This is a genomic window from Streptomyces sp. NPDC048057 (assembly GCF_040653095.1).
Taxonomy (GTDB): Bacteria; Actinomycetota; Actinomycetes; order Streptomycetales; family Streptomycetaceae; genus Streptomyces.
The window spans coordinates 1-25,846 of record NZ_JBEZNF010000031.1 but is presented as its reverse complement, the minus strand read 5'-3'; the positions used below and the strand labels follow the sequence as shown (position 1 = coordinate 25,846).

Annotated in this window: 28 protein-coding genes; 8 read left to right on the top strand and 20 right to left on the bottom strand. The window is 71.2% G+C overall.

Features of this window, described 5'->3' with window-relative positions:
* Position 1: 1 nt before the first annotated feature.
* From AB0E05_RS29950 to AB0E05_RS29910, 9 genes are all read right to left on the bottom strand, one after another.
* Positions 2-880: an aminoglycoside phosphotransferase family protein gene (locus AB0E05_RS29950; RefSeq protein ID WP_361969368.1), complete on the bottom strand. Its 879-nt coding sequence runs from the start codon at positions 878-880 to the stop codon at positions 2-4.
* Positions 881-1,033: 153 nt separating this feature from the next.
* Complete coding sequence (locus AB0E05_RS29945; RefSeq protein WP_361969155.1) at positions 1,034-1,297, bottom strand: TM2 domain-containing protein; 264 nt, start codon at positions 1,295-1,297, stop codon at positions 1,034-1,036.
* A gap of 297 nt (positions 1,298-1,594) precedes the next feature.
* Positions 1,595-2,014: a DUF2752 domain-containing protein gene (locus AB0E05_RS29940; RefSeq protein WP_361969153.1), complete on the bottom strand. Its 420-nt coding sequence runs from the start codon at positions 2,012-2,014 to the stop codon at positions 1,595-1,597.
* The gene (locus AB0E05_RS29935; RefSeq protein ID WP_361969151.1) at positions 2,007-2,498 is read right to left on the bottom strand and encodes a TM2 domain-containing protein; all 492 of its coding nucleotides are present in this window, start codon (positions 2,496-2,498) and stop codon (positions 2,007-2,009) included. The genes AB0E05_RS29940 and AB0E05_RS29935 overlap by 8 nt, the downstream gene beginning before the upstream one ends.
* Before the next feature lie 684 nt (positions 2,499-3,182).
* Positions 3,183-5,276, bottom strand: coding sequence for an iron ABC transporter permease (locus AB0E05_RS29930; RefSeq protein WP_361969149.1), 2,094 nt, complete (start codon positions 5,274-5,276; stop codon positions 3,183-3,185).
* A complete protein-coding gene (locus AB0E05_RS29925) occupies positions 5,276-6,277 on the bottom strand; it encodes an iron-siderophore ABC transporter substrate-binding protein (RefSeq protein ID WP_361969147.1) in 1,002 nt (333 codons plus the stop codon). The genes AB0E05_RS29930 and AB0E05_RS29925 overlap by 1 nt, the downstream gene beginning before the upstream one ends.
* A gap of 48 nt (positions 6,278-6,325) precedes the next feature.
* Entirely contained in the window at positions 6,326-7,132 is an 807-nt protein-coding gene (locus AB0E05_RS29920; protein WP_361969145.1) for an ABC transporter ATP-binding protein, read from the bottom strand.
* 216 nt (positions 7,133-7,348) lie between these two features.
* Positions 7,349-7,894, bottom strand: a complete 546-nt coding sequence (locus tag AB0E05_RS29915; protein WP_361969143.1) for a YciI family protein — start codon at positions 7,892-7,894, stop codon at positions 7,349-7,351.
* 312 nt (positions 7,895-8,206) lie between these two features.
* Positions 8,207-8,482: a hypothetical protein gene (locus tag AB0E05_RS29910; RefSeq protein ID WP_361969141.1), complete on the bottom strand. Its 276-nt coding sequence runs from the start codon at positions 8,480-8,482 to the stop codon at positions 8,207-8,209.
* Positions 8,483-9,094: 612 nt separating this feature from the next.
* Between AB0E05_RS29910 and AB0E05_RS29905 the strand changes: the two genes are divergently transcribed.
* From AB0E05_RS29905 to AB0E05_RS29895, 3 genes are all read left to right on the top strand, one after another.
* Positions 9,095-9,925, top strand: coding sequence for a helix-turn-helix transcriptional regulator (locus AB0E05_RS29905; RefSeq protein WP_361969139.1), 831 nt, complete (start codon positions 9,095-9,097; stop codon positions 9,923-9,925).
* A complete protein-coding gene (locus tag AB0E05_RS29900) occupies positions 9,922-10,137 on the top strand; it encodes a DUF397 domain-containing protein (protein WP_361969137.1) in 216 nt (71 codons plus the stop codon). The genes AB0E05_RS29905 and AB0E05_RS29900 overlap by 4 nt, the downstream gene beginning before the upstream one ends.
* Before the next feature lie 202 nt (positions 10,138-10,339).
* Complete coding sequence (locus AB0E05_RS29895; protein ID WP_361969365.1) at positions 10,340-10,558, top strand: DUF397 domain-containing protein; 219 nt, start codon at positions 10,340-10,342, stop codon at positions 10,556-10,558.
* Positions 10,559-10,669: 111 nt separating this feature from the next.
* Here the strand turns inward: AB0E05_RS29895 and AB0E05_RS29890 are convergent, their stop codons facing one another.
* The 6 genes from AB0E05_RS29890 to AB0E05_RS29865 form a co-directional block, all read right to left on the bottom strand.
* On the bottom strand, positions 10,670-11,332 hold the full coding sequence (locus AB0E05_RS29890; protein ID WP_361969362.1) for a class I SAM-dependent methyltransferase: 663 nt from the start codon (positions 11,330-11,332) through the stop codon (positions 10,670-10,672).
* Positions 11,333-11,419: 87 nt separating this feature from the next.
* Positions 11,420-11,902, bottom strand: coding sequence for a hypothetical protein (locus AB0E05_RS29885; protein WP_361969135.1), 483 nt, complete (start codon positions 11,900-11,902; stop codon positions 11,420-11,422).
* A 125-nt stretch (positions 11,903-12,027) separates the two neighbouring features.
* Positions 12,028-12,864 (bottom strand): helix-turn-helix transcriptional regulator, encoded by an 837-nt coding sequence (locus tag AB0E05_RS29880; protein WP_361969133.1) that lies wholly within the window; start codon positions 12,862-12,864, stop codon positions 12,028-12,030.
* Complete coding sequence (locus AB0E05_RS29875) at positions 12,848-13,372, bottom strand: DUF6879 family protein (protein ID WP_361969131.1); 525 nt, start codon at positions 13,370-13,372, stop codon at positions 12,848-12,850. Before AB0E05_RS29875 ends, AB0E05_RS29880 begins: the two co-directional genes overlap by 17 nt.
* Positions 13,356-13,562: a hypothetical protein gene (locus AB0E05_RS29870; RefSeq protein ID WP_361969129.1), complete on the bottom strand. Its 207-nt coding sequence runs from the start codon at positions 13,560-13,562 to the stop codon at positions 13,356-13,358. Before AB0E05_RS29870 ends, AB0E05_RS29875 begins: the two co-directional genes overlap by 17 nt.
* 197 nt (positions 13,563-13,759) lie before the next feature.
* Positions 13,760-15,250, bottom strand: a complete 1,491-nt coding sequence (locus tag AB0E05_RS29865) for an FAD-dependent oxidoreductase (RefSeq protein ID WP_361969127.1) — start codon at positions 15,248-15,250, stop codon at positions 13,760-13,762.
* 138 nt (positions 15,251-15,388) lie between these two features.
* Between AB0E05_RS29865 and AB0E05_RS29860 the strand changes: the two genes are divergently transcribed.
* Positions 15,389-15,925 (top strand): hypothetical protein, encoded by a 537-nt coding sequence (locus AB0E05_RS29860; protein ID WP_361969125.1) that lies wholly within the window; start codon positions 15,389-15,391, stop codon positions 15,923-15,925.
* Positions 15,832-17,199: a hypothetical protein gene (locus AB0E05_RS29855; protein WP_361969123.1), complete on the top strand. Its 1,368-nt coding sequence runs from the start codon at positions 15,832-15,834 to the stop codon at positions 17,197-17,199. Before AB0E05_RS29860 ends, AB0E05_RS29855 begins: the two co-directional genes overlap by 94 nt.
* Before the next feature lie 259 nt (positions 17,200-17,458).
* Here the strand turns inward: AB0E05_RS29855 and AB0E05_RS29850 are convergent, their stop codons facing one another.
* Positions 17,459-19,873 carry a tetratricopeptide repeat protein gene (locus AB0E05_RS29850; protein WP_361969121.1) on the bottom strand — a complete coding sequence of 805 codons (2,415 nt, stop codon included), beginning with the start codon at positions 19,871-19,873 and terminating at the stop codon, positions 17,459-17,461.
* Between the two features lie 175 nt (positions 19,874-20,048).
* On the opposite strand from AB0E05_RS29850, the gene AB0E05_RS29845 reads away from it, so the two are divergent.
* Positions 20,049-20,870 carry an SAM-dependent methyltransferase gene (locus AB0E05_RS29845; protein ID WP_361969119.1) on the top strand — a complete coding sequence of 274 codons (822 nt, stop codon included), beginning with the start codon at positions 20,049-20,051 and terminating at the stop codon, positions 20,868-20,870.
* A gap of 31 nt (positions 20,871-20,901) precedes the next feature.
* Here AB0E05_RS29845 and AB0E05_RS29840 read toward each other — a convergent pair whose 3' ends face one another.
* Together AB0E05_RS29840 and istB are read right to left on the bottom strand one after the other, a co-directional pair.
* Complete coding sequence (locus tag AB0E05_RS29840; RefSeq protein ID WP_361969117.1) at positions 20,902-21,603, bottom strand: pyridoxamine 5'-phosphate oxidase family protein; 702 nt, start codon at positions 21,601-21,603, stop codon at positions 20,902-20,904.
* A gap of 214 nt (positions 21,604-21,817) precedes the next feature.
* A complete protein-coding gene (gene istB / locus AB0E05_RS29835; RefSeq protein WP_361969359.1) occupies positions 21,818-23,128 on the bottom strand; it encodes an IS21-like element helper ATPase IstB in 1,311 nt (436 codons plus the stop codon).
* A gap of 582 nt (positions 23,129-23,710) precedes the next feature.
* Between istB and AB0E05_RS29830 the strand changes: the two genes are divergently transcribed.
* Positions 23,711-23,953, top strand: coding sequence for a CU044_2847 family protein (locus tag AB0E05_RS29830; RefSeq protein ID WP_361969115.1), 243 nt, complete (start codon positions 23,711-23,713; stop codon positions 23,951-23,953).
* A complete protein-coding gene (locus tag AB0E05_RS29825; protein WP_361969113.1) occupies positions 23,919-24,386 on the top strand; it encodes a hypothetical protein in 468 nt (155 codons plus the stop codon). The genes AB0E05_RS29830 and AB0E05_RS29825 overlap by 35 nt, the downstream gene beginning before the upstream one ends.
* A 71-nt stretch (positions 24,387-24,457) precedes the next feature.
* Here AB0E05_RS29825 and AB0E05_RS29820 read toward each other — a convergent pair whose 3' ends face one another.
* Both AB0E05_RS29820 and AB0E05_RS29815 read right to left on the bottom strand, forming a co-directional pair.
* Positions 24,458-25,024: an SUKH-4 family immunity protein gene (locus AB0E05_RS29820; protein WP_361969111.1), complete on the bottom strand. Its 567-nt coding sequence runs from the start codon at positions 25,022-25,024 to the stop codon at positions 24,458-24,460.
* Positions 25,025-25,043: 19 nt separating this feature from the next.
* Positions 25,044-25,846: nucleic acid/nucleotide deaminase domain-containing protein (locus AB0E05_RS29815; RefSeq protein ID WP_361969109.1), on the bottom strand; the 803-nt coding region annotated here is incomplete at its 5' end.

Below are 25,846 nucleotides of genomic sequence, written 5' to 3'. Positions count from 1 at the left end.
CTCAGCCGCGCAGGGCCTCCGTGATCTGGCGGGTGGTCTGCGCGGCGACGCGGGGGTTGGTCACGGCGTAGGCCGTGTACGCGTTCAGTCCGGTCGCCAGGGCCCAGCCGCGGCCACGGGTCCAGGTCGCGTCGTCGACGCCGAGCGCGGTGCGGAACGCGGCCCGGCTGGTGGCGGACATCAGCGTGAAGGCGACGATCAGGTCGCGGGCCGGGTCGCCGGTGCCGAGTTCGCCGAAGTCGATGACAGCGCTGAGACGGCCGTCGACGGTCAGCAGGTTGCCGGTGTGGAAGTCGCCGTGGAACCAGACCGGAGGGCGGTCCCAGGCGGGGGCGGAGAGCGCCGCGTCCCACAGCGCGGTCATGGCCGCGGCGTCGAAGGCCCCGTCAGCCCGCGCGCCCTGCGTGACCCGGGCGATCGCGGCGCGCGTCGCACGGTCCCGGTCGGCGAGCGAACCGCCGCCCGTCAGGCCGTCGGGGGCGTCCGCCCCGGGTGCGTCCCGGAGCGCGGTGAGGAACCGCGCCAACTGGACGGCGGCCGGCGTCGAGTCGGCCAGCGCGTCGACGGTCGCCACCTCGCCGGGCAGCCAGCGGGAGACCGCCCACCGCCACGGGTAGCCGAAGTCGGGTTCGCCGACCGCGAGCGGCACGGGCACGGCCAGCGGCAGGTGCGGGGCGAGTGCGGGGAGCCACCGGGACTCCTTCGCCGCCTGGTCGATCGCGCCGTCGTGGCGGGGCAGCCGTACGGAGAGGTCGTCGCCCAGCCGGTAGATCACGTGATCCGAACCGGCCGGGTCGAGCAGGGTGAGGGGCAGTTCGGCCCACTGCGGGAACTGGGTGTCGACCAGACGCCTGGCCAGTGCGGCATCGATGCGGAACAGCCCCCGGGGTGGGCCCGCTCGGGCGGCGGGCGGTCGGGACCATCACAGTCCCCCGCCGGTCACCTGTCGACCGGATTTCTCCACCCCGCACACAGCGCGGAGGCCCGCAGGGCTCCGAACCCCGTGGACCTCCGGCACGCTTCGACGACTGGATCAGCCGCGCAGCACGCGGCCGTGCTTGTCGGTGCGGTCGCTGCTCGTGAGGAACAGGATGCCGTCGACGAGCGCCCAGATGCCCAGACCACCGCAGGTCAGCAGCTGCGCGACACCGACGCCGACGCTGCCGACGTAGAAGCGGCCGATGCCCAGACCGCCCAGGAGGATCTGGAGCACACCGGCGACGATCTTCGACTTGTCGGAGTACGGGCGGCCCTGCGGGTCGAAGCCGTAGGGAGCGTCGGGGGTGGGGACGGTCATGGGAGATCTCCTGGATCGAACAGATGGAACCGTACGCGAGCGGTAACGGTTGCGAGCGGTCGTGCAGATGGAGCGGGGTGCCGTCACCCGGAGCGCACTCCCGGTGTCAACACGGGAGGAAGCGCCGAAACGCGCGTCGTGAGAACCACGCCAAGACGTCGCCACATCGCCCCCCTGCGACGCAGGCAGCGTAAGGAGATGAACCCGAACAACGGAAGCCAGATGGGGTGATCGTGCCCTTACCGTGATAAATCACCGTGTGTTAAGGGAACTTATTTGGCTGGCCAGACGTCCCGGTCACATCACATTGCGGACGACGGTCCAGGCGACCGCGGTCGACAGCACCACGGCCTGGGTCCGGCGGCTCCACCGCGGACGCCACCGTCGGCCCCGCAGGCCCTCGACGGCCCAGTACGCCAGCAGTCCGAGCGCGAAGGGCGCCACGAGGAACAGGGCGCGGTTGTCGGCGAAGGAGGCGGCGACGTCGCCGTGCATCAGGTCGTACACCATGCGCGTGCCGCCGCACGCGGGGCACAACAGCCCCGTCACCAGCCGGAACGGACAGCGCGGCAGCCACTGCCCGCCCTCGTGCGGATTGGTGCCGTAGAGATAGGCCGCACCGGCCGCCCCGGCGACGAACACCGCGACCGGTGCCGTCGCCGGGTTGCGCCACACCCGCGCCAGGCGGTGTGCGGCGGGCCGGCGGAGGTCAGCCACGCAGCGGCCGTCCCTCGGAGTCGGTGGAGTTGGAGCCGGCGAGGATGAGGATGCCGTCGACGAGCGCCCAGATGCCGAGGCCGCCACAGGTCAGCAGCTGCGCGACGCCCATGCCGACGTTGCCCATGTAGAAGCGGCCGACGCCGAAGCTGCCGAGGGTGAGCTGGAGGACACCGGCGACGATCTTCGACTTCGAGGAGAACGGCCGGCCGTGGACGTCGTAGCCGTACGGGGCGTTGGGGTCGCCCGTGTACGTGCCCGGCGGGACGTACGCGACGGGCGGCGCCGTCGGGTAGCCCCCGGGGCCGGGCTGGCCGTACGCGCCCGGGCCGGGCTGCGGCGCGCCGAAGCCGGGCTGACCGCCCGGAGCGCCGGCACCGGCGGCGGGCCCCGGGCCGGGGTAGCCGTAGCCGGGCGGCGGAGGCGGGGTGTTGGGCGCCTGGGGCTGGGACGGGTTCTGCGGCTGGGACGGCTGCTCGGTCACGTTCCTGCTTCCGGTGAGCGGTGGCATCGGACGGGGGACACCCCCGTGGACACGAGACGGGCCACGGAGAGCGCGGGGACACCCCGTTCGTCATCTTGCAGGATGGAATGCCCATGGCGAAATCCTTTCGCCGGATGGCGCGGTCCGCGTGCGGTGCGGGTCCCTGCGCGTCCGGGCGAAGCCGCCGCCACCCTGCGGGAGCCGTTGGCCTCTGCGCCCCGGTGGTGCGTTACTCGCGCAGTTCCGCCCCTTGTGCCCCTGACATGCCCACCGTTGCCCTGCGGGAGCGTTGGCCTCTGCGGCCCGGTGGTGGGCTGGTCGCGCAGTTCCGCCCCCTCGGCCCCAGAGGGCGCTGGGGGGACCCCCAGCGCCCCTAAAAACCTTGCCCTCAGCCCGCAGACAAATGACAGGGGCAGCGCAACAGGTCGCGCTGAGGGTCCCCCCGTGCCCGCAGGGCACAGGTGGGGGCCCCACGCCCCTGGGCGTAGGTGGGGGTCCCCCCACGCCCCTGGGCGTAGGGGGCGGAACTGCGCGAACAGCCACGGACAGCCCGCAGAGGCCAGCCGTTCACGCAGGGCAACGGCGAGGTGGCCAAGGGGCTCGGGCAACTGCGCGACAAGCCCGCCACCGGGCCGCAGGCGCGACCACACCGCGCGCCGCACGGCGACGACACGCCCCGGCACGTCAGTCCGCCGCGCCCCGCGTCCGCCGCAGCAGCCACACCAGGTACGGCGCGCCGACCAGTGCGGTCACGATCCCCACCGGGATCTCCGTCGGCGCCAGCAGCGAACGCCCGATCGCGTCGGACGCGACGACGAGCACCGCCCCCAGCACCGCCGCCATCGGGATCATCCGGCGGCTGTTGCCTCCCACCAGCCGGCGCGCCAAGTGCGGTGCCACCAGCCCGACGAAGCCGACCGCGCCGACCGCCGCCGCCGTGCCCGCCGCGAGCACCGCGCCCGCGCCCAGCACCAACAGCCGGGCGCGGCTCAGCTCCAGGCCCAGCGCGCGCGGCAGTTCCTCGCCGAGCGCCAGCAGGTTCACCGGGCGGGCCGCCAGCACCAGCAGGACCGCGACCACCGCGGGCACCACCAGCCAGCCGAGCGCCGTGTAGTCCCGGGCGTACGTGCTGCCCGCCAGCCAGCTCAGCGACGCCGCGATGTTCATCTGCGCGCTGACGACCATGATGTTGACCAGGGCCATCGAGGTCGCCGCCGCGCCGATGCCGACGAGGACGACCCGCGTCGGGTCGAGCCCGGCGCGTCCGCCGCCGGAGCCGCGGGCGACCAGCATCACGAGCACCAGCATCAGCACGCCGCCGACCCCCGCCGCCGCCGGCAGCGCGATCGCCGGCGCGGAGGGCACGGCCACGATCAGGGTGACCGCGCCCAGCGACGCACCGCCCGTGACGCCCACGAGGTTCGGCTCCGCCAGCGGATTGCGGACCACGGACTGCACGGCGGCACCCGCGACGGCCAGACACGCACCGGCGAGCGCCGCCACCAGGATGCGCGGCACCCGGTACGACACGACCGCCTCGGTCACCTCGTTCGCGGAGCCGGTGAGCGCCGCGCCGAGTTGGCTCCAGCTCACCGACACGTCCCCGACCCGCAGCGACAGCGCCATGGCGACGCCGAGGGCGATCAGCCCGCCGCCGAGGGCGAGGGCGTACGTGGGGGTGCGCCGTTGGCCGGCGACCGCGACGGCGGCGCCGGTGTCCGCGTCCCCGGTGCTCACCTTGCGGGCGAGCAGCATGAAGATGGGCCCGCCGATCAGCGCGGTGACCACGCCGACCGGGAGTTCGGAGGCGTACACCGCCGACGGCGGCACCACCACCTGGCCCGCGGCGTCGGCGCCCAGCAGCACCGCGCAGGCCAGCAGCCCGGCCAGCGGCATCAGCAACACGTGCTTGCGCACGCCGAGTTGGCGCACGATGACGGGGGCGATGAGTCCCACGAAGCCGATCGGTCCGGCCAGGGACACCGCGGTCGCCGACAGCAGCACGGCCACCAGGAACGCGGCGGGCCGGATGCGTTCCACCCGTACGCCCATGGCCTGCGCGGTCTCGTCGCCGAGCGCCAGCAGGTCCAGCGGCCGGGCCAACAGCGGCGCCGCGCACGCGATGACGAGCACCACGGCGCCCGTGATCAGGGGCTTGTCCAACTCGGCCTGCATCAGGGTGCCGTTGCCCCAGAAGAACAGGCCGCGGGTCTTCTCCACGTCCATCATCTGGAGGAACTCGGCCCCGGCGGTCGCGGCGAGCGCGACCGTGGCGCCGGCGAGCAGCGTCCGCCCCGGCGTGAGGACCCCGCCGCTGCTCAGCAGGTAGACGACGCCGATGGCGAGCAGCCCGCCGATGAAGGCCGCGGCGCCGGAGGGCAGCGGCCCGAGGTCGAGGCCGACGTACGCGACGAGGACGACGGCGAAGTACGCGCCCGCGTTCACGCCGAGCGTGTCGGGCGCCGCCAGCGGATTGCGGGTGGCGCCCTGCACGAGCACGCCGGAGACCCCGACGGCGATGCCGACGACGAGCCCGGTGACGGTGCGCGGCAGCCGGCTGCCGAGGAGCACGTCCTCGGTGTGCTGGGTGCCGTCGCCGACGAGGTAGGCGAGGATGTCGCCGATGCCGACCCCGGACGACCCGAGCCCGAGGTGGACCACGGCGACCACGGCGAGGAGGACCCCGAGGCCGCCGCCCACCAGGGCGGCGGACGGCCGGCGCGGGCCGCGCGGACGGTCTTCCTTCGGGCTGGCGGGGAGCCGTACGGAGAGGGACATCAGACCTTCAGGGCCTTGCCGGTCTCGTCGAGGACGTGGAGCGCGGACAGCGGTCCGCCGAAGAGCCAGGTGCCCGGGTCGAGCGGGTTCACCCGGTTGTTCTTCACGAAGTCCAGGTTCTTCCACACCGGGTTCTTCGCGAAGACGCCGGTGAACGGGTTGTCGTTGGTGGCGGCGACGTAGAGGAAGGTGGCGCCCTTCGGCGCGGCGGTCAGCCCCTCGACGCCGACGGTGGTCATGCCCCAGGTGTCGCCCTTGTCCGTCCAGCCGTTCTTCAGGCCGGCGAGGTTGAGGACCTGGGCCGCGATGGCGTCGTTGTTGAGCATGCGGACGGACGCGGTGCCGTTGGCGGTGAAGCCCTGGCCGATCGTGTACGTCGTGCCGGCCTTGCCGGCCTTCTCCAGCCGGCCCTTGAGGTCGGCGGCGGCGGTGTCGATGCGCTTGATGACCTCGCCGGCCTCGTTCGTCTTGCCGACGGCCTTCGCCAGCTCGGTGAAGTTCTTCTTCATCGTGTCGAGCTGGGGCTGGGTGGTGTACGTGAACGACAGCACCGGCGCGATGTCCTGGAGCTGCTTGAGGTTCGACTTCGAGCGGTCGTTGTCGATGACGATCAGATCGGGCTTGAGGGCCCGGATCTTCTCCAGGCTGGGCTCGTTGCGGTTGCCGACGTCGGTCACGCCGGACGGCAGCTTCGCGCCCTTGGCGGTGATCCAGGTCTCGTACTGCTTGTTGTCGGCGTTGCCGGCCGGGGTGACGCCGAGGGCTATCAGCTCTTCGGTGTACGTCCACTCCAGGGCGACGACCTTGGTGGCCGGCTTCTCCAGCTTCACCTCGCCCTGCGCGGTGGCGATGCTTATCGCGCCGCTGCCGGTGTCCTTCTTGCCGTCCTTGTCGCCGCCCGCGGCGTCGCCGACCGACCCGGACTCGCCGCAACCGGCCACGACCAGCGTGAGGGCCACGGCGGCACTGCCCGTCGCGAGGGTGCGCACCAAATTCCGCATGGGGGTAACTCTCCTTGTGTGCTGGATGTACTGGGTCGGCCGTGGCCGTCAGGAGGTGTGCTGGGGTTCTTCCGTGCGCTGCGGGAAGCAGGCGAGGTAGCCCGTCGCCGGGTCGCGCACGACGTTCACCCGCAGCCCGAACGCCCGGTGTATGACCTCCGGCGTCAGCACCTCCTCGGGCGTGCCCGCGGCCGTGATCCCGCCGTCCGCCACGACCACGACGTCATCGGCGTACGCGGCGGCCTGCATCAGGTCGTGCAGCACGACCCCGCAGGCGATGTCGTGCTCCCGGGCCAGCCGGCGCACCACGTCCAGCACCTCGAACTGGTGCCGCATGTCCAGGTACGTGGTGGGCTCGTCGAGCAGCAGGACACCGGCGCGCTGCGCCAGCACCATCGCCAGCCAGGCGCGCTGCCGCTCGCCGCCGGACAGCTCGTCCAGCCGCCGCTCCACCAGCGGCGCGGCGTCCGTGACGGTCAGCGCCCAGTCGATCGCCTCGGTGTCCTCGGGCGTGTGCCGGGCGAGCGCGCCGCGGTGCGCGTACCGCCCGTGCCGTACGAGTTCGCGCACGGTCACGCCGGCGGGCGAGTGCGACGACTGCGGCAGGAAGGCGAGCCGCTGCGAAAGGGTGCGCCGCGAGAAGGACGCGAGCGGGGCGCCGTCCACGCTGACGTCGCCGCGCATCGGGGGCAGCAAACCGGCCACCGTGCGCAGCAGGGTGGACTTGCCGCAGCCGTTGGGCCCGACGAGGACGGTGATGCCGCCGGGCCGCAGCTCAAGACCCACTTCCGTGAGCACGGGGCGGCCCGCGTGCCCCACTTCCAGGTCTTTCGCCACCAGACGGGCATCGCCCATGGACACCACGTTCCTTCCGCATGGACGGTCTGACCGCGCCACCATACAACTTAGGCAAGCCACACCTAACGGACTTGGTGGATCCTGGACTGCGTCGTGGCCATGTCGTGAGGAGCTCTTGCCCTTGTCTTTCGGCCGTGAGGTGTCACACGGTGCCTGTGGGCCCTCCGCGGCCCGGTGGTGGGCCGAGTCACATCGGCCCGGCGCCTCCGTGGTTCACCGCCGCCCGCCGCACTCCCAGTCGTGGACCTCGATGTCCGCGTACCGGTCCGCCGTCAGGACGGCGCGGGCCGCGTCCGGGTTCGGAGCCCTGAGCAGCGTCGCAGTACCCAGCCAGGTGTCGCCGTCGTCGGACAGCAGCGGCCCGTACGCGATCAGCTCGTCCCGACGGGGCGGGTCGAGATCCACGGGCCGCCCCTCGCCGAGCCCGAGCACCAGGTACCGGTTGCCACCGCTGAGCCCACCGGGAAAGTCCCACATGGTGCGCCCCAGCATGTTGCGCCACCGGCGCAGCAGCACGTCCCGGTACGCACCGGCCTGGTAGTTGGGCTCGTCGAAGGCGAACGCACGGGCTGCGGCGGCATCGGGCAGATCGACGATGTGCACGCTTCCGGTGGGCGTCTCACCGTCGTCGGCGAAGGTCGGTCCGCGAGCGATCAGCTCCTTGGCGTACCGGTCCATGTAGGACCAGTGCTCCTCCAGCAACTCCTCGCGTAGTGGGAGGGAGCCCGGCCGGTCTCGGTGGTAACAGAAGTACTCCATGCCCACGGACCCTTCCGCACCACGAGCACGGTCTCAACCCGCTTTCGAGATGGAGCCCCGGTCACCTTGGGTGTGAGTGAGCAGGTGACCGGGGCCGGGAAGCGGGGAGACCAAGCCCGCTCCCCCGTCCCTCCCGGCCGGCCGGGGCAGGGCGGGCAGCCGGGAGGGGAACGGGACCCGCTGCCGCGGTGTGCCTTGCGTGCGGTGCGGCAGCGGGAGTCCTTTACTGTCCGATCAGGCTCATCAGGCTGAGGAGCATCAGCCCGAGACAGACCCCGACGGCCCCGAAGAACAACGCGACGGCGAAGCGCGTCATGTGCCCGTCGCCCCGGGCTCGGGGTACGGGGCCGGCGGCCCCCAGCGCACGGGCTCACGGTGGATCTCAGCAAACAGGTCGTGACCGGTGAGGCGGAGATGGAACTCCATCCACTCGTCCACGTCGTCATGCCCGTGACGCTCACCGCCTTCCGGAGGCGGCATCTGCGCACCGCACTCCGGTTTCCCGGTGATGCACACGGCGGACACGACGACGTCCTCAGCCAGGACCCGTACGGAGCGCCAGCCCTTGTACCGACCTCGCTCGATCATGGTGATCCTCCCGTGGAGGGTGGGGTGGGGGTGTTCGGTCCCGGCCGCCCAGGGCAGGGGCGTGCCCGTGGGCGACCGGGACCAGGGGAAGAGGGGACTGCGGTCCTCATCCCCACCGCTCGCGCGCACTTCACTCCAGCGCCAGGGAAACGCTGATGCGCGAAAGCGGAGTCGAGGGTGGTTACGGAGTGCGTCTGCTGCTGTATGCGTTCAATTCGGCGAGCGCGGACCCGAGCCGGTCGTCCAACGTCGCGGTACGGACGTGCTCGCGCCGCGCGTCCCACTCGCACCCGCCGTGCCGTGGGCGCAGCGCAACCAACGACCCGTAGACATCCATGACCACGCCGCACCGCTTCTCCACGGTGTCGTACGCGAGTGCGCCGACGATGAGGGTGCCGCCTTCATCTCCCGCTGCCGCCTGAACCACTGTCGGTGCGGGGACTGGCAATCGCGTCGTGTGGGTATTCAATGAGTGCCTGGTGGGGTTATCCATCGCTCGCTCCGGTACTCCGGTTTGACTCGCTCTTCTGCAATGAGAACGCGCGGAGCGTAGGCTCCGATAGCCGCACCAGTTGGACAGCGCCGCCTGTCCAAAGCACTTCGGAGGTTTGTTTGACCGTCGAAGCCGAGTCCGAGCGCCCGGACCCAACAGCCAGTCCTCTCGCGCACTTTGGCAACGAAGTCCGGATCGAGCGCGAGGCGCTGAACATGTCACGTCGCGACCTTGGCCAGCAGGCTCACTGCAGCCACTCACTGGTCGCCAAGATCGAGAATGGCGACAGGGTCCCGCAATTGGAATTCGCGGAGACCTGCGACCGGGTCTTCCCACACGCGCGCGGTCGGTTCGTCCGGATGTGGCCGTTGGCGCTTCGGTACGCGTTCCCGCCCTGGTTCCGCCGGTACGTCGAACTGGAATGGAAAGCCACCGTCGTGAGCATGTTTCACCCGCTGCTCATGCCTGGGTTGATCCAGACACGGAAGTACGCAACGGCCGTACTCAAAGAGGGTCGTCCAGAGAACTTGGAAGACTTGGTCACAGCTCGCCTCGAACGACAGCACATTCTGCAGCGAGACCAACCCGCCCGCCTCTGGCTTGTACTGCACGAACGCGCACTACGGAACATCGTTGGAGACAGAACGGTGATGCGGGAACAACTCACCCGCCTGCTGGAGCTTACCGAGCGGCCCACGCACCGCGTGCAGATCGTCCCCGACGACGGTCGGCAGCACGGCCCGATGGCGAGCCCGTTCGGGCTGCTGTCCTTCCGTGAGGGAGAAGACGTGGTGCATGTGGATGGGTTCCCTCGCGGCTACGTCCTGGCCGAACCGGCAGACGTTGCAGACGCCCGGGACGCCTATGATCTGCTGAAAACCATGGCCGCACCGCTGGACGAGACGGCAGAGCGGATCGTCTCCATTGTGAAGGACTGCTATTCACCATGAATCGTCCCGAACTTCCCTCAGAGACAGACTGGACCAGCTCCAGCTACAGCCAAGGCAACGGCGGCGAATGCGTCGAGTGGGCCCCGGCACACGCGTCCGCCACCGGCATAGTCGCCGTCCGCGACTCCAAGGCCCCGACCGGCCCCGTGCTGAACGTCCCCACCACCGCCTTCGCCACCTTCGTGGCCGGCATCAAGGACGGCACGGTCTAACGACCGCCCCCGCACCAACGCGAGAGTGCCCCGCCGAGCCAGCCACATGGACTCAGCGGGGCACCCTCGCTTTTGCGCCTCGCGCGAGTACGCCCGGCCCGCCGATGCAACGCACCGGGCTACGATCGGCCGAACGGGGAGGCGCCGCCTCAGGCGGTCCCTTTCGCCCTGAACGAGCAGCTACGAAAGGGCACCTCATGACATCACCCCCCGCTGGTTCAAGTCCTCCTACAGCAACAACGGCGGCGCATGCGTAGAGGTCGCCACGAACCTCACCGCCGAGCACGGCATCGTCCCCGTCCGCGACTCCAAAGCCCCGACCGGCCCCGTCCTGCACGTCCCCACCACTGCCTTCGCCACCTTCGTCGCCGGCATCAAGGACGGGTCCACCGCGGAGAGCACCACTCCGGTTTCGGGTTAGGGGCTGCCCTATAGCCTGGATGACTGCTGAATGAGTCGGGCGGGGACCTGGACGACACGGAGACCCCCGACCCCTCCCAACGAAGCGCGACCGCCATGAACTCGGTCGCGTTCAGGCCACAACCGCGCGACCGATCAGAGTGCCGATGTGCCCTTCCGTCGGTGCCGCCAACTCACGCACTTCCACTTCCCGGAAACCGGCCTTGAGCAGAAGGCTTTCCCACTTCCGGAGCGTGTAGCTGTACCGATAGGTGTACATCGCCTTGCCCGCGAATCCGCCCTTGTACATTCCTTGCGGCCCGTATGCGCCAGGAATGGCCGGCGGGTGGGCGAAGACGAGTACACCGCCCGGGTTCAGCCGGGCCGCGACGAGGGGGAGGAGCTTGGCCGGGTCGGTGAACCACACGGCGCCGAACATCGAGTAGATGGCGTCGTAGGTCTCCGCCGTCTCGGCCAGGTGGGAGAGCACTTCAGCACACACGAACTGGACCCCCATGGGCCCCCATCGTTCAGTGGTGTTCGCCACCATGACGGGCGACATGTCCACGCCGGTTGCCTTGACCCCCTGCTGGGCGAGGTACGCCAGGGCGCGGCCCGTGCCGCATCCGACTTCAAGGACGGACTCGGGTTCACCGAGAAGTTCGGGGCCGGGCCCGTGCCCGGCGTACTGCGTCCATCTGAAGACGGGTTCCGATTCGAACACGTCCTTCCGGGCGCTTTCGGCGTAGGTGTCCCAGAGTTCACGTTCGTTGTCGAGGTCGTGTCGTGCGGGCAACGGAGCGTCCTTCACGTGTCGGAGGTACCGCAGTGCTGCGCCCCCACCCTCCGGAGGGAGGGCAGGGGCAGGAACTGTAGCGCCGCTTCAGTGGCTGTCGGGCACCTTGTCGTTGCACGGCGAGCAGTCGGACGCGTCGGTCTCCCACAACTCGTCATCGACGGCGAATCCGGCTGCGCGGATCAGTTCGGCCGTGCGTGCCACGACGCCGTCACGGCGCCGCTCGATCAACGGCGCGTGGTGCTTGCACCGGCCGCCGTTGTGCGCGTCGCAGAGAGCGAAGTACAGGGGCGTGTCGAGAATGAGTTGATGGACACCGATGTCCACGGTGTACCCGACACCCATGTCCGTGCCAGGGTTCTCCATCGCGGTGACGACGTAGGAGACGCCCTGCCCCAGGATGCGCTCCGCCAGGCTGCGCACCGCCACGCTGTCCCGGAGGAGCAGACGAACCTCCCGCTCCCATAAATCGGCCACACCCGCATCGGTCACCAAGTGGGGAACGCGCTCCTCCAGAGCATTCAGGATGGTGCGCGGATCACGGGTCCGCGTCTGGACTGCTGTGCTCATTGTGCATGACCTCCTGCTGTGTGGAGTGGTGCACTGCGCTTACATGGGCCCGGCCGGCCAGGTCGTGGTAATGATCCCCCGGATATAGCGAGCATGGCGAAACTATGCGCGTTGTGGACTAAAAATCACCTCCGGAATTCCCATGCCCACCGAGTGAGCAACTCTCTGGCATCATCTCCGAAGACGGCATATGACTCATATCTGTTGAACCGGTCGAGGAGCGAACGAACATCCTTCGGATCTCTGAATACCGCTGCGCCCAGGTCTGCTTCAATGGTCGCCAAGCGATCGTCATACACCGTGAACGTACTGAGCGGAGTGCTGCTGAACTTCACACCTAGCGGCAGCACTCCGATCTTGATATTTGCCTGCCGAGAAAGGGAGGCAAGTCGGTCAATCTGCATGGCCATACCGTCAGGGGTTACGAGTGGATACCTTACGGCTTGCTCGGTGAGAATGAACGTGAAGCTCTTGAGTCGATCCAGCAGAACGGCTTGTCGTTCCAGTTTCATAGCCACAGCTTTGGCCTGTTGGGCGGGCGGCGCATCGACGATACTTTCCCTGACGTATTCCGGGGTCGCCAACAGGCCCGTGACCATGGACAGAAGAAAGTACCGGAAGTCTGTGGTAGCCGCCTCCACTCCTGCCAGCTCTAGCTGCTTCTTATCCAGCCCTTTGCGGTGCAGGGCCCTACGGCCCTGCCATTCCGTCTGAGTGATGCGAGCCAGCGCCATCACTTCGGCCGCAATAGCGGGAGAAACCCCTAGCCCCTTGAGGATCTGCTCGACATCCACGAGAGACGGACGAACTTTACTGCCCTCAATACGGCTGATCTTGGATTGCGACATGTTGCAACGCACGGCAAGCCGGACTCCTGAGAGTCCGGCTTGCTTGCGAAGATGCTTGAGCATGGCGGCCAGTTCCAGCCCAGACTGGCCAAGCTGATCAGGCTGGATGACCAACGTTCACGTACTCCTCGAACGGCACAGACTCCGCGATGGCGATGCGCTGGTACTCGACGAACGGGGAAACGTCCCCCTCGAATACCTCGCGGTTGATCTGAGTGCCGTCCGCCTCATAGTTCATGAGGACTACCTCGGACTGGTCGAACATCCAGAAGTCCTGGACTCCCTCAAGGGGGTTCGGCCGGTTGGTCACGTCGAGGATTCGGATGTTGTCGCCTGCCTGGACGTGCACCCCGTAGTAGCGGCTGAACTCGAACCGCAGATAGTCGGAGAGAGGTTGCGTCACGATGTGCACGCGGCCGTTGCGCTTCCCCTCGTTTCGCTGACGCGAGACGCGCTCGGTGTACGCGGAAGCCGTGTACGGAGTCGGTGATCGCCCCTCGCGGAAGGCGGAGAACTCTTCGGCTTCCTGCGGTACGAGGTACTGCGGGAGGGCTTCCAGCCGCCATGCCTCGTGCTTGATCTCAGCGAATCGGCGGCTCCAGCTCTCACCATCCAAGAGCACGTACAGCCTCCCTCATCGTCTCCTCCGGGATCTCCACGAGCCCTTCCCCCACCGGGGCGTCGAATGCCTGGGAAACGTCGCCCTGAACCAAGAACGATCCAGTCGGCGTGCGGTAGACGTTCGGGCAGTCTTCCCCTCCGCACGTGCCGTTTCCGTTGCCGGTAAGCCGGGTCAGTTCCTCACGAGCCATGACCGAACTCCCTTGTGGCTGGGACCGGACGGCCCCTGATGACCACGACCGTACGGGGGCGCCATCCGGGCGTCCATGCAGGGACGCGACTATGCGCGTTGTCGCATAAACCCGTACGCCCGGCAGTGGGCGGAGGGCGCCGGCCCGACTCCCCTGCGCTCATCAAGATGAGGTCGCGGACGTCGGGGTCCCCGGCGCTACTGCCCGCACCACCACGCCACCGCGTCCCGCAGGGACGTCGCGTCCGGGTGTTCGCTCGCCCAGGCCGCGTAGCCGTCGGGGCGGATCAGGAGTTCCATGTCGCGGGGCGACGGGCCGTCGCGCCAGTGGGCGTGGGTCACGGACGGGTGGTCGACCGGCGGCATGTGCGGGGGCGTCACCAGCACGAAGCCGCCCGTGCGCAGGAGTTCGTACAGGCGGCCCTCCGCGAGCGCCAGGTCCGGGATCCGGCGGCCCTCCAGCGCGTGCCCGCCCGACCGGCGCGGGTACGCGATGCCCAGGCCCGTCACCTGGGCCACCGCCCGCCGCGTCACCGGCGGCAACGCCCCCACGCCCGCCACCGCGAGCCGCGCAGCCCGCTGCGCCGGGGTGTGCGCCATCGCCATCCTTATGATCGCGCCACTGCTGCGGATCACCGCCCGGCCCACCGGATACCGCTCCCGCTGGTAGCTGTCGAGCAGCACCTGCGGATCGTCCGTCCGCCCCCGCAGCGCCGCCGTCAGCTTCCACGACAGGTTCGCCGCGTCCTGGATGCCGGTGTTCAGGCCCATCCCGCCCGCGGGCGAGTGGACGTGCGCCGCGTCGCCCGCCAGGAACACCCGCCCCCTGCGGTACGACGGCACCTGCCGCTCGTCGCAGTGGAAGCGGGAGATCCAGCGCGGCTCGCCCATCCCGTAGTCGGTGCCCAGCGCGCGCCGCGCGAGGGCGCGGATCTCTTCGAGGTCCACGGGCTCGTCGTCCGGCGGCTGGTGCGCCCGGTCCCAACCCATGACCCGGTACCAGCCGTCGCCGAAGGGCAGGACCAGCGCGATGGTGTCGCCGTCGGTGTTCACCGCCAGCATTCCTTCCGGCGCCTCGTCGAGCCGTACGTCCGCGAGCACCATCGACCGGATCACCGAGCCGCCGGGGAAGGGCAGTCCGAGCGCCCGGCGGACGGTGCTGCGCGCGCCGTCCGCGCCGACGAGGTAGCGCGCGGTCAGCTCGGCGTCGTCGGCCGTGCGGGCGGCGACCGCCCCGCGCCCGTCGTGCCGCAGCTCCGTGACCTCCGTGCCGTACCGGATGTCCGCGCCCGCCTCGCGCGCCCGCTGCTCCAGGACGCGTTCCACCTCGTACTGCGGGGTGATCAGCAGGTACGGGAAGCGGGTCCGCAGCCGCGAGAGGTCCACGGTCAGCCAGCGGAAGGGGCGGAAGCCGGTCACCGTGTGCCCGGTCGCGACCAGTTCCTCCGCGACGCCGCGCGCGTCCAGCAGCTCCAGGGTGCGGGCGTGCACGCCGAACGCGCGGGTCAGATTGCTCAGGCCGGGCGGGCGGCGCTCGACGAGGACGGTCCGTACGCCCGCGGCGGCGAGGTCGCCCGCGAGCATCAGCCCGGTCGGCCCGGCGCCCACGACGATGACCTCCGCGTCGAGATCGGGTTCCGGTCCGGATGCGGGATCGCGGTCTTCGGCAGGGGGATGACTTGTCGTCATATACGGCCTCCGGTACGCGCACTGGTACAGGCACTGACAGGCGCGAGTCTGCCAGCCGCCGCCCTCCGGGGCCGGAGGTAGCATCGGGCGACGCGCCGCCGGCGTGGCGGACGCAGAGGCGAACGTGGGGGACGGGGAGTGCGGCTGAGGGTCCCGGTGGGCGCCGACGCGGACCGGTGGATCTCGCGCGAGGGCTGTCGTCGCGTCCTCCTCGTCGTGCACAACGTCACCGCGGCGACCCGGCTGCTGGACGTCCTCCCGCTCTTCAACGGCGATTCGCGGGTGCAGCTCCTGGTCACGTGCACGGGGTCCTCGCCGTTCCAGGGCGGGGTGTCGGAGCTGCTCGCCGGGACGGGGCTGCCGGTGCTCCCGTGGGAGCAGGCCGTGGACACTCCGGTGGACCTGGCCGTCTCGGCGAGTTACGGCGGTGAACTCCACCTGTTGCGAGGGGAGTTGGCGGTCCTCTCGCACGGCGTTGGATACAATAAGAGGCTGGCAACGCCAGGACGCCAGGACGCCAGGACGCCAGGACGCCAGGACGCCAGGACGCCAGGACGCCAGGACGCCAGGACGCCGCGCCCGTGTTCGGGCTCGCGCCCGAGTGGCTGCTCCATCAGGGTCGGCCCCTCGCCGCCGCGACCGTGCTGTCCCACCCCGAGCAGCTCGCCCGGCTGACCGCCGCCTGCCCCGAGGCCGCGCCCACCGCCGTCCTCGCCGGTGACCCCTGCTACGACCGCATCCTCGCCGCGCTCCCGCACCGGGACCGCTTCCGCCGCGCCCTCGGCGTCGCCCCGCACCAAAGGCTCGTCGTCCTCAACTCGACCTGGTCCACCCGCGGGCTCCTCAACGACGCGCTGCCCCGACTGCTGCCGCGGCTCGCCTCCGAACTGCCCGCCGACGAGTACCGCACCGCCGCCGTCCTGCACCCCAACATCTGGTACGGCCACGGGCCCGGCCAGGTGCGGGCCTGGCTGGACCGGGCGCGCCGGGCCGGGCTGGTCACCGTCCCGCCGCTGGACGCCTGGCGGCAGGCGGTCGTCGCGGCGGACTGCGTCATCGGCGACCACGGCAGCGTCACGTACTACGCCGCCGCCATCGGCACCCCCGTCCTCCTCGGCGCCTTCCCGTCCGACGACGACACCGGCGCGGACTCCGCGCTCGACCCCGCGTCACCGGTCGCCGCGCTCGGCCGCACCGCGCCCGTGCTGCGCCACCCCGGCCGCGCCGGCGACCTGCGGGCCCAGATCGACCGGGCGATCGACACCCACGCGCCGGACCGCTACGCCGAACTCGCCGCGCTGACCAGCTCCGTGCCCGGCGAGTCCGCGGCCCGGCTGCGCCGCCTCTTCTACGGCCTGCTGAAACTCCCCGAGCCCGGACACGGCCCCGCACTGCTCGACCCGCTGCCGCTGCCCGCGTACGAGCCGGCCGCACGCACCGCGCCCGTAAGGGTGTTGACCCGGCTCCTGGGGACGGACCCGGCGCGCGTCGCCGTCGTCCGGCACCCCGAGACCGGGCCGGACGACCCGATCGGGGACGTCGACGACGACGCGGACGCCGTGCACACCGCAGCGCACGAGGACACTCAGGACCCGGGCCGGCTGCGGGTGGCGGACGTGATCGTGCGGCACGGCCCGGGGGACGACCCGCGCGTCGGCCCGCCCGCCGCGTGGACGGCGGAGGTGCTGGCGCGCCACCCGCACTGCCGGCTCGCGGTCTGGGTCGACGGCCCGGACCGCTGTGTCGTACGGACCAGGTCGGGCCGGCTCGTACGGCTGCGCGCGCAGCCGGGCGCGGACGGCCGGGCCGCGCTGACGGACCCGGCCGCGTACGCGTCGGCGCTGTACGGCTGGCTGGTGGTGCAGGGCGCTTCGGCGCTGCCGGCATGGCTGGTCGTGGTGACGGGCGGCGCCCACCACCAGGTCGCGGTGGAGCACGCCCCGCGCTAGGTCGCGGCGGGGGCGCCGTGGGTTTCCGGTGCGGCTGGACGAATCCACCGTTTCCCGCGGGAGCGTTGGTCCCTGCGGGTGCGTTGTGGTTGTTCGCGCAGTTCCTCCCCCCACACCCTCTGGGTGTGGGGGGAGGAACTGCGCGACAAGCTACAGACGGCCCGCAGACGCCGTAACGCAGCCCGCCGCACGGCGAAACCGCGCCCGCCGCGCCTCCGTCCAGGCCGCACAGGGACGCGCGGGACTCCCTGGACGTGCCCTAAGGCGTATCCGTCAGCTCCACCAGGCGCGCGCGGATCGCGGCCAGGGAGCCGTACGAGCCGTAGTCGTCGGCCTGCTCGTACAGCCGCTCGGCGGCCGTCAGGTCGGCGCGTTCGGCCGCCGGGTCGTCGAGGCGGCGGGCGCAGCGGGCACGCAGATACGCGGCGTCGGCGAGTTGGAGGGCGGCGCCCTCCTGCGTCATCACGTCGACGGCGCGGTCCAGGCAGACGCGGGCCAACTCCGGTTCATCGGCGTCGAGTTGGGTTTCGCCGAGGCTCATGTAGACGCGGCCCTCGTTGTAGCGGTCGGGGGCGTCGAGGTCGCGGAAGGCGGCGAGCGCGGTGTGCAGACGGCGTACGGCCTCGGTGTGGCGGCCCTGGCCGCGCAGGGCGCGGCCGATGTGGTGGGCCAGGATGGCGCGGGCGCGCGGCACGTCCTGTTCGCCGTCGTCGCCGGGTCGGATGTCGGCGAGGGCGCTCAGTGCGGCCTCGAAGCACGCCTCGGCCTCGGACCAGCACCAGGTGCGCAGCCGCAGCAGGCCCGTCACCTCCAGCGCGGTGGCCCGGCCCCGGTGGTGGCCGGCCCGTTCTTCCGCGGCGAGGGCCTGCGCCAGGTCGGCCTCGGCGTCCTCCGGCCGTCCGAGGCCCATGTGGGCGAAGGCGAGTTGGACGAGGACGCGTCCCTCGGCGCGGGGGTCACCGGCGCCGTCCTCGGCGCAGCGGCGGGCGGCGGCGACGCCCAGCACGTGGGTGTCGACCCACTGTTCGTGGAAGCCGAGCCGCAGGTGCAGGCCCCACGTCGCCTCGCAGAGCTGCCACACGAGGTCGTCCAGGCCCCAGTGGTCGGCGGCGCGCACGGCGGCGGCGAGGTTGTCGCGTTCGCGCGCCAGGGCGTCGAGCGCGTCCCGGGCGCTGCCGGGCTCCGCCGCGTCGCGCGCCGGGCGCAGATACGCCGGGCCCAGGCGCCAGCGCGCCGGGATGACCCGGTGGTCGGCGGCGACGGCGAAGCCGAGCCAGTGGCGGACGGAGCGGCCCACGGCGGCGGCGACGGCCCGGTGGCCGTCCACGTCCTCCGCCTTGCGGCGGGCGTGGTCGCGGACGAGGTCGTGGTAGCGGTAGCGCTCCTCGGCGACCTCTTCGACCAGGTGCAGCCGGGCGAGTCGGTCCAGCAGGGCCCGGGCCGTGGGCTCGTCGACGTCGGCGGCGCGGGCCGCCAGCGGCACGGTGATCGCGGGCCACGGCCAGACGGCGACGAGCCGGTACAGGCGGGCGGCGACGGGGTCGAGTTCGCCGTAGCTGACGTCGTGGGCGCGGTGGACGGCGCCGCGGGGCGTGCCGTCGACGGCGTCGTCGTCGGCGCCCATCGTTCCCCCTCCCCCGCCCGCGGCCAGTTGCCGGGCGACCGTCTCCCACGTCAGATGGGTGCGGGCCGCGACGTGCGCGCCCGTCGTGCACAGGGCGAGCGGTACGCCGCCGCAGTCCGCGGCGACCGCACGGGTGCTGGTCTCGCTGCCCGCCATGCGGTCGGCGCCGACGATCCGGGCCAGCAGCCGCAGCGAGTCGGCGGCGTCGAGCGGCGGGAGGGTGCGGGCGACCGCGCCCAGGTCGCGGACGAGGCCGTGCGGGCGCAGCCGGCTGGTGACCAGCACCAGGCAGTGCGGGGACGCCGGCAGCAGGGGCTCGACCTGGGCGTCGGAGTGGGCGTTGTCGAGGACGACGAGCAGCCGGCGGTCGGCGGTGCGGTCGCGGTACAGCGCGGTCTGCCGGTGTTCGTCGGCGGGCGTCCGCTCCGGAGGCACGCCGAGCGCGGCCAGGAAGCGGACGAGGGCGTCCGAGGGCCGCAGCGCGCCCGTGCCGGAGGCGCCGGCGAGGTCCACGTACAACTGTCCGTCGGGGAAGCGGTCCTTGAGCAGATGGGCGCAGTGGACGGCGGTGGCGCTCTTGCCGATGCCGCCGGGGCCGGACAGGACGACGACCTTGGGCGCCCCGCCGCCCGCCGTGGCGTCGGCGGCTTCCGCGAGCCCGGTGACGTCCGCGATGAGCGCTTCGCGGTCGGTGAAGACGGCGGTGGACGGGGGAAGCATCCGGGGTCGTACGGCCCCGGGGCCAGCGGTCTCCGGCCGCCGGGCCGCCAGGTGCTCGGCTTCGGCGACCCACGCGCGGACCTCGCGGGCGAAATCGGGCGAGCGCCGCGCGTACGCAGCGAGGTCGTCGGCGAGCGCCCGCCGCTCCTCCTCGGTGACGGGCAGCGCACCGTCGCCGTCCGCCGCGGCGGGCTCCGCGCCGCGGGCCCGGCGCCACAGTCCGGCCAGCGCCTCCGCGCTGCGCCGCCCCACTTCGCCGCCCGCGCCCGCGACCACCCCGGACGTGGCCGTGCTGACGGCCGCCAACACCACCGACACGAACGGTTCCACCGGTCCACCACCCCCCATGCGCCGTGCCGCACACGATAGCGGCGCCCCCGGGACGGGCCGGGGCGGCGCGGAGGCCGGCGCTGCCGTTGGCGTGATATCACGGCCGGGTCGGCTCGTTCCTGCGGTGTAGACCACTTAAGGTTTCAACCCACGGCGGAACGACGGGAGTTGATCCATGGGTCATGGCGAGCAGGCGGGCGGGCCGGCGCACGACCGCATCGACACGAAGCGGGCCCACTCGGCACGGATCTACGACTACGTGATCGGCGGCAAGGATCACTACCAGGTGGACGTCGACGCCGGCGAGGCGATGATGAAGGGGTGGCCGTCGCTGCGGGTCAGCATGCGGCAGAACCGCCTCTTCATGCAGCGGGCCGCCCGCCATCTGGCGCGGGAGGCGGGGGTGCGCCAGTTCCTGGACATCGGTACGGGCCTGCCGACGTCGCCCAATCTGCACGAGGTCGTCCAGCGGGAGCAGCCGGACGCGTCGGTCGTGTACGTGGACAACGACCCGATCGTGCTGGCGCACGCGGAGGCGCTGCTGACCAGCGCGCCGCCGGGGCGCACCGCGTACCTCGACGCCGACATGCGCGAGCCCGAATCGATCCTCGAATCGCCGGTGTTCCGGGAGCTGCTGGATCTGGAGCAGCCCGTCGCGCTGACGGTCTTCGCGATCCTGCACTTCATCCGCCCGCCGGCGGACCACGAGCTGCTGCGGCGGCTGCTCGACCCGCTGCCGTCGGGCAGCTTCCTGGCCGTGTCGACCGCCACCGACGTGTACGCGCCGGCCGAGATAGGGCGGGTGAAGGAGCAGTACGAGAGCCGGGGCATCCCCATGGTCACCCGCACCGAGGCCGAGGTCGGCGCGTTCTTCGACGGGTTGGAACTGGTGGAGCCCGGGCTCACCCAGGTGCACCGCTGGCGGCCGACCGAGGAGCAGGCGGGGGTGGCCGACGAGCAGGTGGCGATGTTGGGGGCGGTGGCCCGCAAGCCGTAGGGCGTACGACGGTGGCGCCCTTCGACCGGTGTCAGCCGACGCGGGTGCCGCCACGGTCCGCGAGGTGCGGCGGCGGCGTGAGACCGGGTCGCAGGCCCGGGTCCGGGACGAGCGCCCCGAAGGTCGTCACCAGGGGCAGCGTGCCGGCCCACACCGGCAGCTCGGCGTCCGGCCCGTCGCCGTCGTCGGGCGGCCCGGTGCGGACCTTCACGGACGCCTCTTCCAGCGAGAGCGCCAGCAGGGCCGTCGCCGCGAGCTCCTTGCGGCTGGGCCGGCGGGCGTACCCCCACTGGCCCGGCGCGGACTGCTCGGTGAGCAGCCGCAGCCCGGTGAGCTTCTCCTCGGGGTCGGTGACGAGGCGGGGGCGGCCGTAGACCACGGCACTGCGGTAGTTGACGCCGTGCTCGAAGACGGAGCGGGCCAGGACGAGGCCGTCGACGTGGGTGACGGTGACGCAGACGGGCGCGTCGGGCGCGGCCAGCAGGCTGCGGCTGGCGACGGAGCCGTGCAGGTAGAGCCACGTCCCGTCGGTGCCGTACACGGTCGGGACGACCATGGGGTGGCCGTCCACGACGACGCCGAGGTGGCAGACGAACCCGGCCGCGAGGACGTCGTCGAGTGCGGCGCGGTCGGTACGGCCCTGGTCGCGCAGCCGGCGGTGACGGGTGCGGTCGTGGGAGGACAGCGGGGGCGAGGGAGCGCTCGGGCCCGTACTGCCGATGTCACCGCTCATGCCGCCCAGCCCTTTCGTGCTCGCCCGCCGAACATCTCGCACGCTAACGATATCGGCGTCGTAGCGCCATAGATCTGCGCATTTAGTTGCGAAGACGGGATCTCACGCGCGGATCCGCAGATGAATCTGTACGCGCGCCGTGACAACGGTGGGCGCGGTGTCGTACGGACCGGTCCGCCCGGCCCGTACGACACCGCGCCCGAGGGTGGTGCGCTCAGCCCGCCTTCCACGCCGGGGCGGACGCCGCCTGGCCCCGCAGCCGGTAGCTGTCGCCCTTGAGCGTGATCACGTCCGCGTGGTGGGCGAGCCGGTCGAGGAGGGCGAAGGTGACGGGGCCGTCGCCGAAGGTCGCCGGCCACTGGCCCAGCGGGCGGCTGCTGGTGACGATCACGGACCCCCGCTCGTAGCGGTGCGCGATCAGCCGGAAGAGCAGCCCGGTGGCGTCGGCGTCGAAGGGCACGTAACCGATCTCGTCGATCACCAGCAGCGCGTGGCGGTCGAGCCGGGCCAGCTCCTCGGTGAGCCGACCCGCGGACTGCGCCGCGGCGAGCCGGGCGACCCACTCGGTGGCGGTGGCGAACCGCACGTCGTGGCCGGCCTGGCAGGCGCGGACGCCGAGGGCGGTCGCGAGGTGCGTCTTGCCGGTGCCGGGCGGGCCGAGGAAGACCACGTTGCGGTGCGCGTTCACGAAGTCGAGTTCCCCGAGCCGGGCGACGGCGTCCCGGTCGAAGGAGCGCAGGTGCTCCTCGTCGAACTCCTCCAGCGTCTTGCGGCCCGGCAGCCCGGCGGCGCGGACGCGGGCGTCGGCGGACGCGTGGTCCCGCTCGGCGGCGACCGCCGTCGTCTTCGGCTGCACGGGCACGCTCTCCAGCCGGGGCGTGCTGGCGACGGTGGCCGCGACCGGCGCCGGCGCGGGGACGGGGACGACCTCCGCCGCGGGGGACGCGGGCTCGGGCGCGGGTGCCGGCGGCGCGGGGGTCGGCCGGGGCGCGGGGTCGTGGTGGGAGTGGTGCGGGCTGCGGCGCTCCATCGGCCCGGACATGTACGCGAGGATCGCCGCCGACAGGATGAACGCCATGTGGATGACCGTCCCCCACAGCAGCGCGTGGTGCGAGGTGTGCGCGACGTCCACGAACATCTGGAGCAGGTGCACGGACGAGATGCCCACGATCGCCGTCGCCAGCTTCACCTTCAGCACGTTCGAGTTGACGTGCGAAAGCCACTCGGGCTGGTCCCGGTGCCCCTGGAGGCCGATGCGGGAGACGAAGGTCTCGTAGCCGCCCACGATCGTCATGATCAGCAGGTTCGCGATCATGACGACGTCGACCAGCTTGAGCACCGCGAGCATGACCATGGTCTCGTCGGCCTGCCCGGTGATCACGTGCTGGACCAGGTGCCACAGCTCGTTGAAGAACTTGTAGACGTACACACCCTGGGCCGCGACCAGCCCGAAGTACAGCGGGGCCTGGAGCCAGCGGGTGGCGAAGAGGGCGTAGCCCAGGGACGAGGCCGCGTACCCCTTCAGATCGGGCTTGTTGGGGCGGGGAACGGGGGTCGGGTGGGGGTGCGGAGGGAACGCGGGCGGGACGTGACCGTGCAACGGCATCTCCAAACATGGCGTGGCGGTGTTCGGGCGCAGTCGGACGCGTCCGCGTACACGCTGACAACGGCCGACGAAGGCAGCCGTCACGGACGCCACCGGCGCACGGACGTACGCCACGGCGCGTACGGCGGGTGCGTGCCGGGGCGCACAACAGGGGCGTGCGGCTGGGTCGTTGGCGCATGTGCCGCCGGTGTCGTACCAGCGCGGCGGTACGCCGCCTGGCGCAACGACACCGCCCGCGCGGCGGAGCCGGCGACCCCGCCGTTCCTGACGGGGACAGTGCTTATGCTGTGCGCTCCAACGGCCCATCGGCTGGGGAGACACGAAGGGGGACGGCATGGCGACTGAGGTGGTTTCGTACGCACTTGACGACGAGACGGTGGTGCGCTTCGAGGTCGAACCGACGGACCACTTCCACCGCGTCTGGGGGTCCCCCCGCGCCCTCCGGGCGTAGGGGGATCAGACGACGTCGTCAGCCGGGTCCGGGACGCGGTCCGGCCGGCCGTGCAGGCCGCCCGTACGGTCCTGGACAGCGCGAGCGAGCTGCGCCCCGAAGAGGTCACGGTGACCTTCGGGATCAAGGTCAGCGGCACCGCGAACTGGCTGGTGGCGAAGGCCGCTTCCGAGGCGAACTTCGAGGTCAGCCTGGTGTGGCGGCCGGCCCGCCCGACGCCGGCGGGGGACGGGAGCACGGCGGCGGACGGAACCACGGGTGCCGACGGAGGCACGGGCGCCGACGGCTCGTGAGCACGGCGAGCTGACCGCCACCGTCACCCTGCCGAACGACGTCCACATGCTCGGCCTGCACCCGGTCGAGACCCACGGCCGCACCCTGCTGGCCAGCCTCGACCTGCTGGACACCGTACGGCTGTGGGACCCGACCATCGAACCGGTCGAGGACGCCGCGGCCGTGCACGCCCTCTGCGCCCTCCCCACCGCGGACCGGACCCTGCTCGCCGCGAGTCCCGGCATGGGCCGCAGCGTCCACGGGTGGGACCCGCTGACCGGCCGCCCCCTCCTCGCCTCCACGGGCCTCGACCGCACGGTCCGCCTGTGGGACCTCGACACCCTCACCCAGGTCATGGAGATCCCCCTGCACCGCTCCGGCCACTGCCTGACCTGGGCGGGCGGCTGGCTGGTGGTGGGGCTGGACCGGGGGATACAGACGCTGGTGTTCTGACATGCCGCGACCGGGCTCAGGCGCCGGAGCGCGGGTGCCCGATAACGGCAGGTCCAGGTGACCTCATGGGGTCAGACCCACGAGCCGTCTTTGATCTCGTCGACGATGGAGTGCCACTCGGAGTACTCACTGCCGAAGGGGAGGGGGTCGACGGAGCGAACGCGGGCCTGGATGGCGTCCATGGCGGAGTCCCTGATGTGGAACGCCTCGTCGTCGTCCGCCGGGGGCACGTACTGCTGCAGGAACGTCTCCACGTCGACGACGGTCCGCACGAAGGACGACAGGTCACTGTGGGTGGCCAGCATGTCCTGGGTCTCCTCAGAGAGCTGATGCACCACACCGTCCGGTGCCAGTGCGACCAGGGTCACCGGGAAGGAACCCAACTTCAGCCAGCCATCGACGTTCACCGACAACTGCCACCCCTGTCCGATCAGTTCATCCGTACTCAGCAAACGCTCCGGGCTGAACGGCTCTACCCAGAAGTAGAAACTGTCGGACTTCGGAATCCCGACCGTGACGAGGAAGTCACGCGCTTCGCCGTGGATTCCGTAGCGATCCGCGTCCGCGGCAGACAACCGCGATACCTGCGAAGCCCCCACTGCACCGACGAGCTCGTCGTGTCCGATGTCAAACAGCACGCACTTCTCCTTCGAGATGTCACTTCTGCTTCGGCTTCACATCCGGGTTCGGGAACTCTGTGGGCCCGTTCGCCTTGTGCCACTCCTGTAACTGTTCCCGGTACCGCCTGTGCTCGGCATTCCTGGTCTTATCGCTTTCGTTCTGGTCATAACGGGCCGAGTGTGTCACGTCCAGATCCGAATCGAAGTGCTTTGCAAGCCATTTCTCACAGTAGTGGGACGCTCCGTTGCACGGCGCCCTCTCGGTGTACATGGCCTGGACATTGTCCTTCTTGCCGGCGGCGAGTACGGGGTACGCGATGCTGCGCTCGGAGTGCGGCCCGCCGCTGTGGCCAACGAGAATGATCTCCTTCCCGTCCGCCCCCACGTAGGACGCCGAGGCGTAGTTGCCTCCTTTGTAGTCCTGCCGGGCATAGCGCGCGAGCTGGGTGGCGTGCATCAGATCGCTCGTCTCACCCGGCTGAAGCTTACGGGAGTCGACTGTGGCATTCGCGTCGAACGGTTTCCCGGGGAACGCGCCCGCGCCATCCCCGCGCCAGACCTTGCCGTTGGGTTGCAGGATCTCGTTGATGCCGTCGGAACCCGTCTTCGTGATCGGCGGGCCGAGCGTACCGTCCGACTTGATCTCCTGGACGGTCCCGTCGCGGTTCAGGAGGTACATGGGGGTGTCGTCCCCGTCGCCGTCCTTCTTGTCGCCGGGTTCGCACTGGTCGATGTCGTCCTTGGCCTTCTTGTCGTCCTGGTCGTTCTGCTTCTTCGTCTTGTCCAGGCCCTCGACGTTCTTCTCGATCTCCTTGGACATCTTCACGGTCGTCTCGTCGA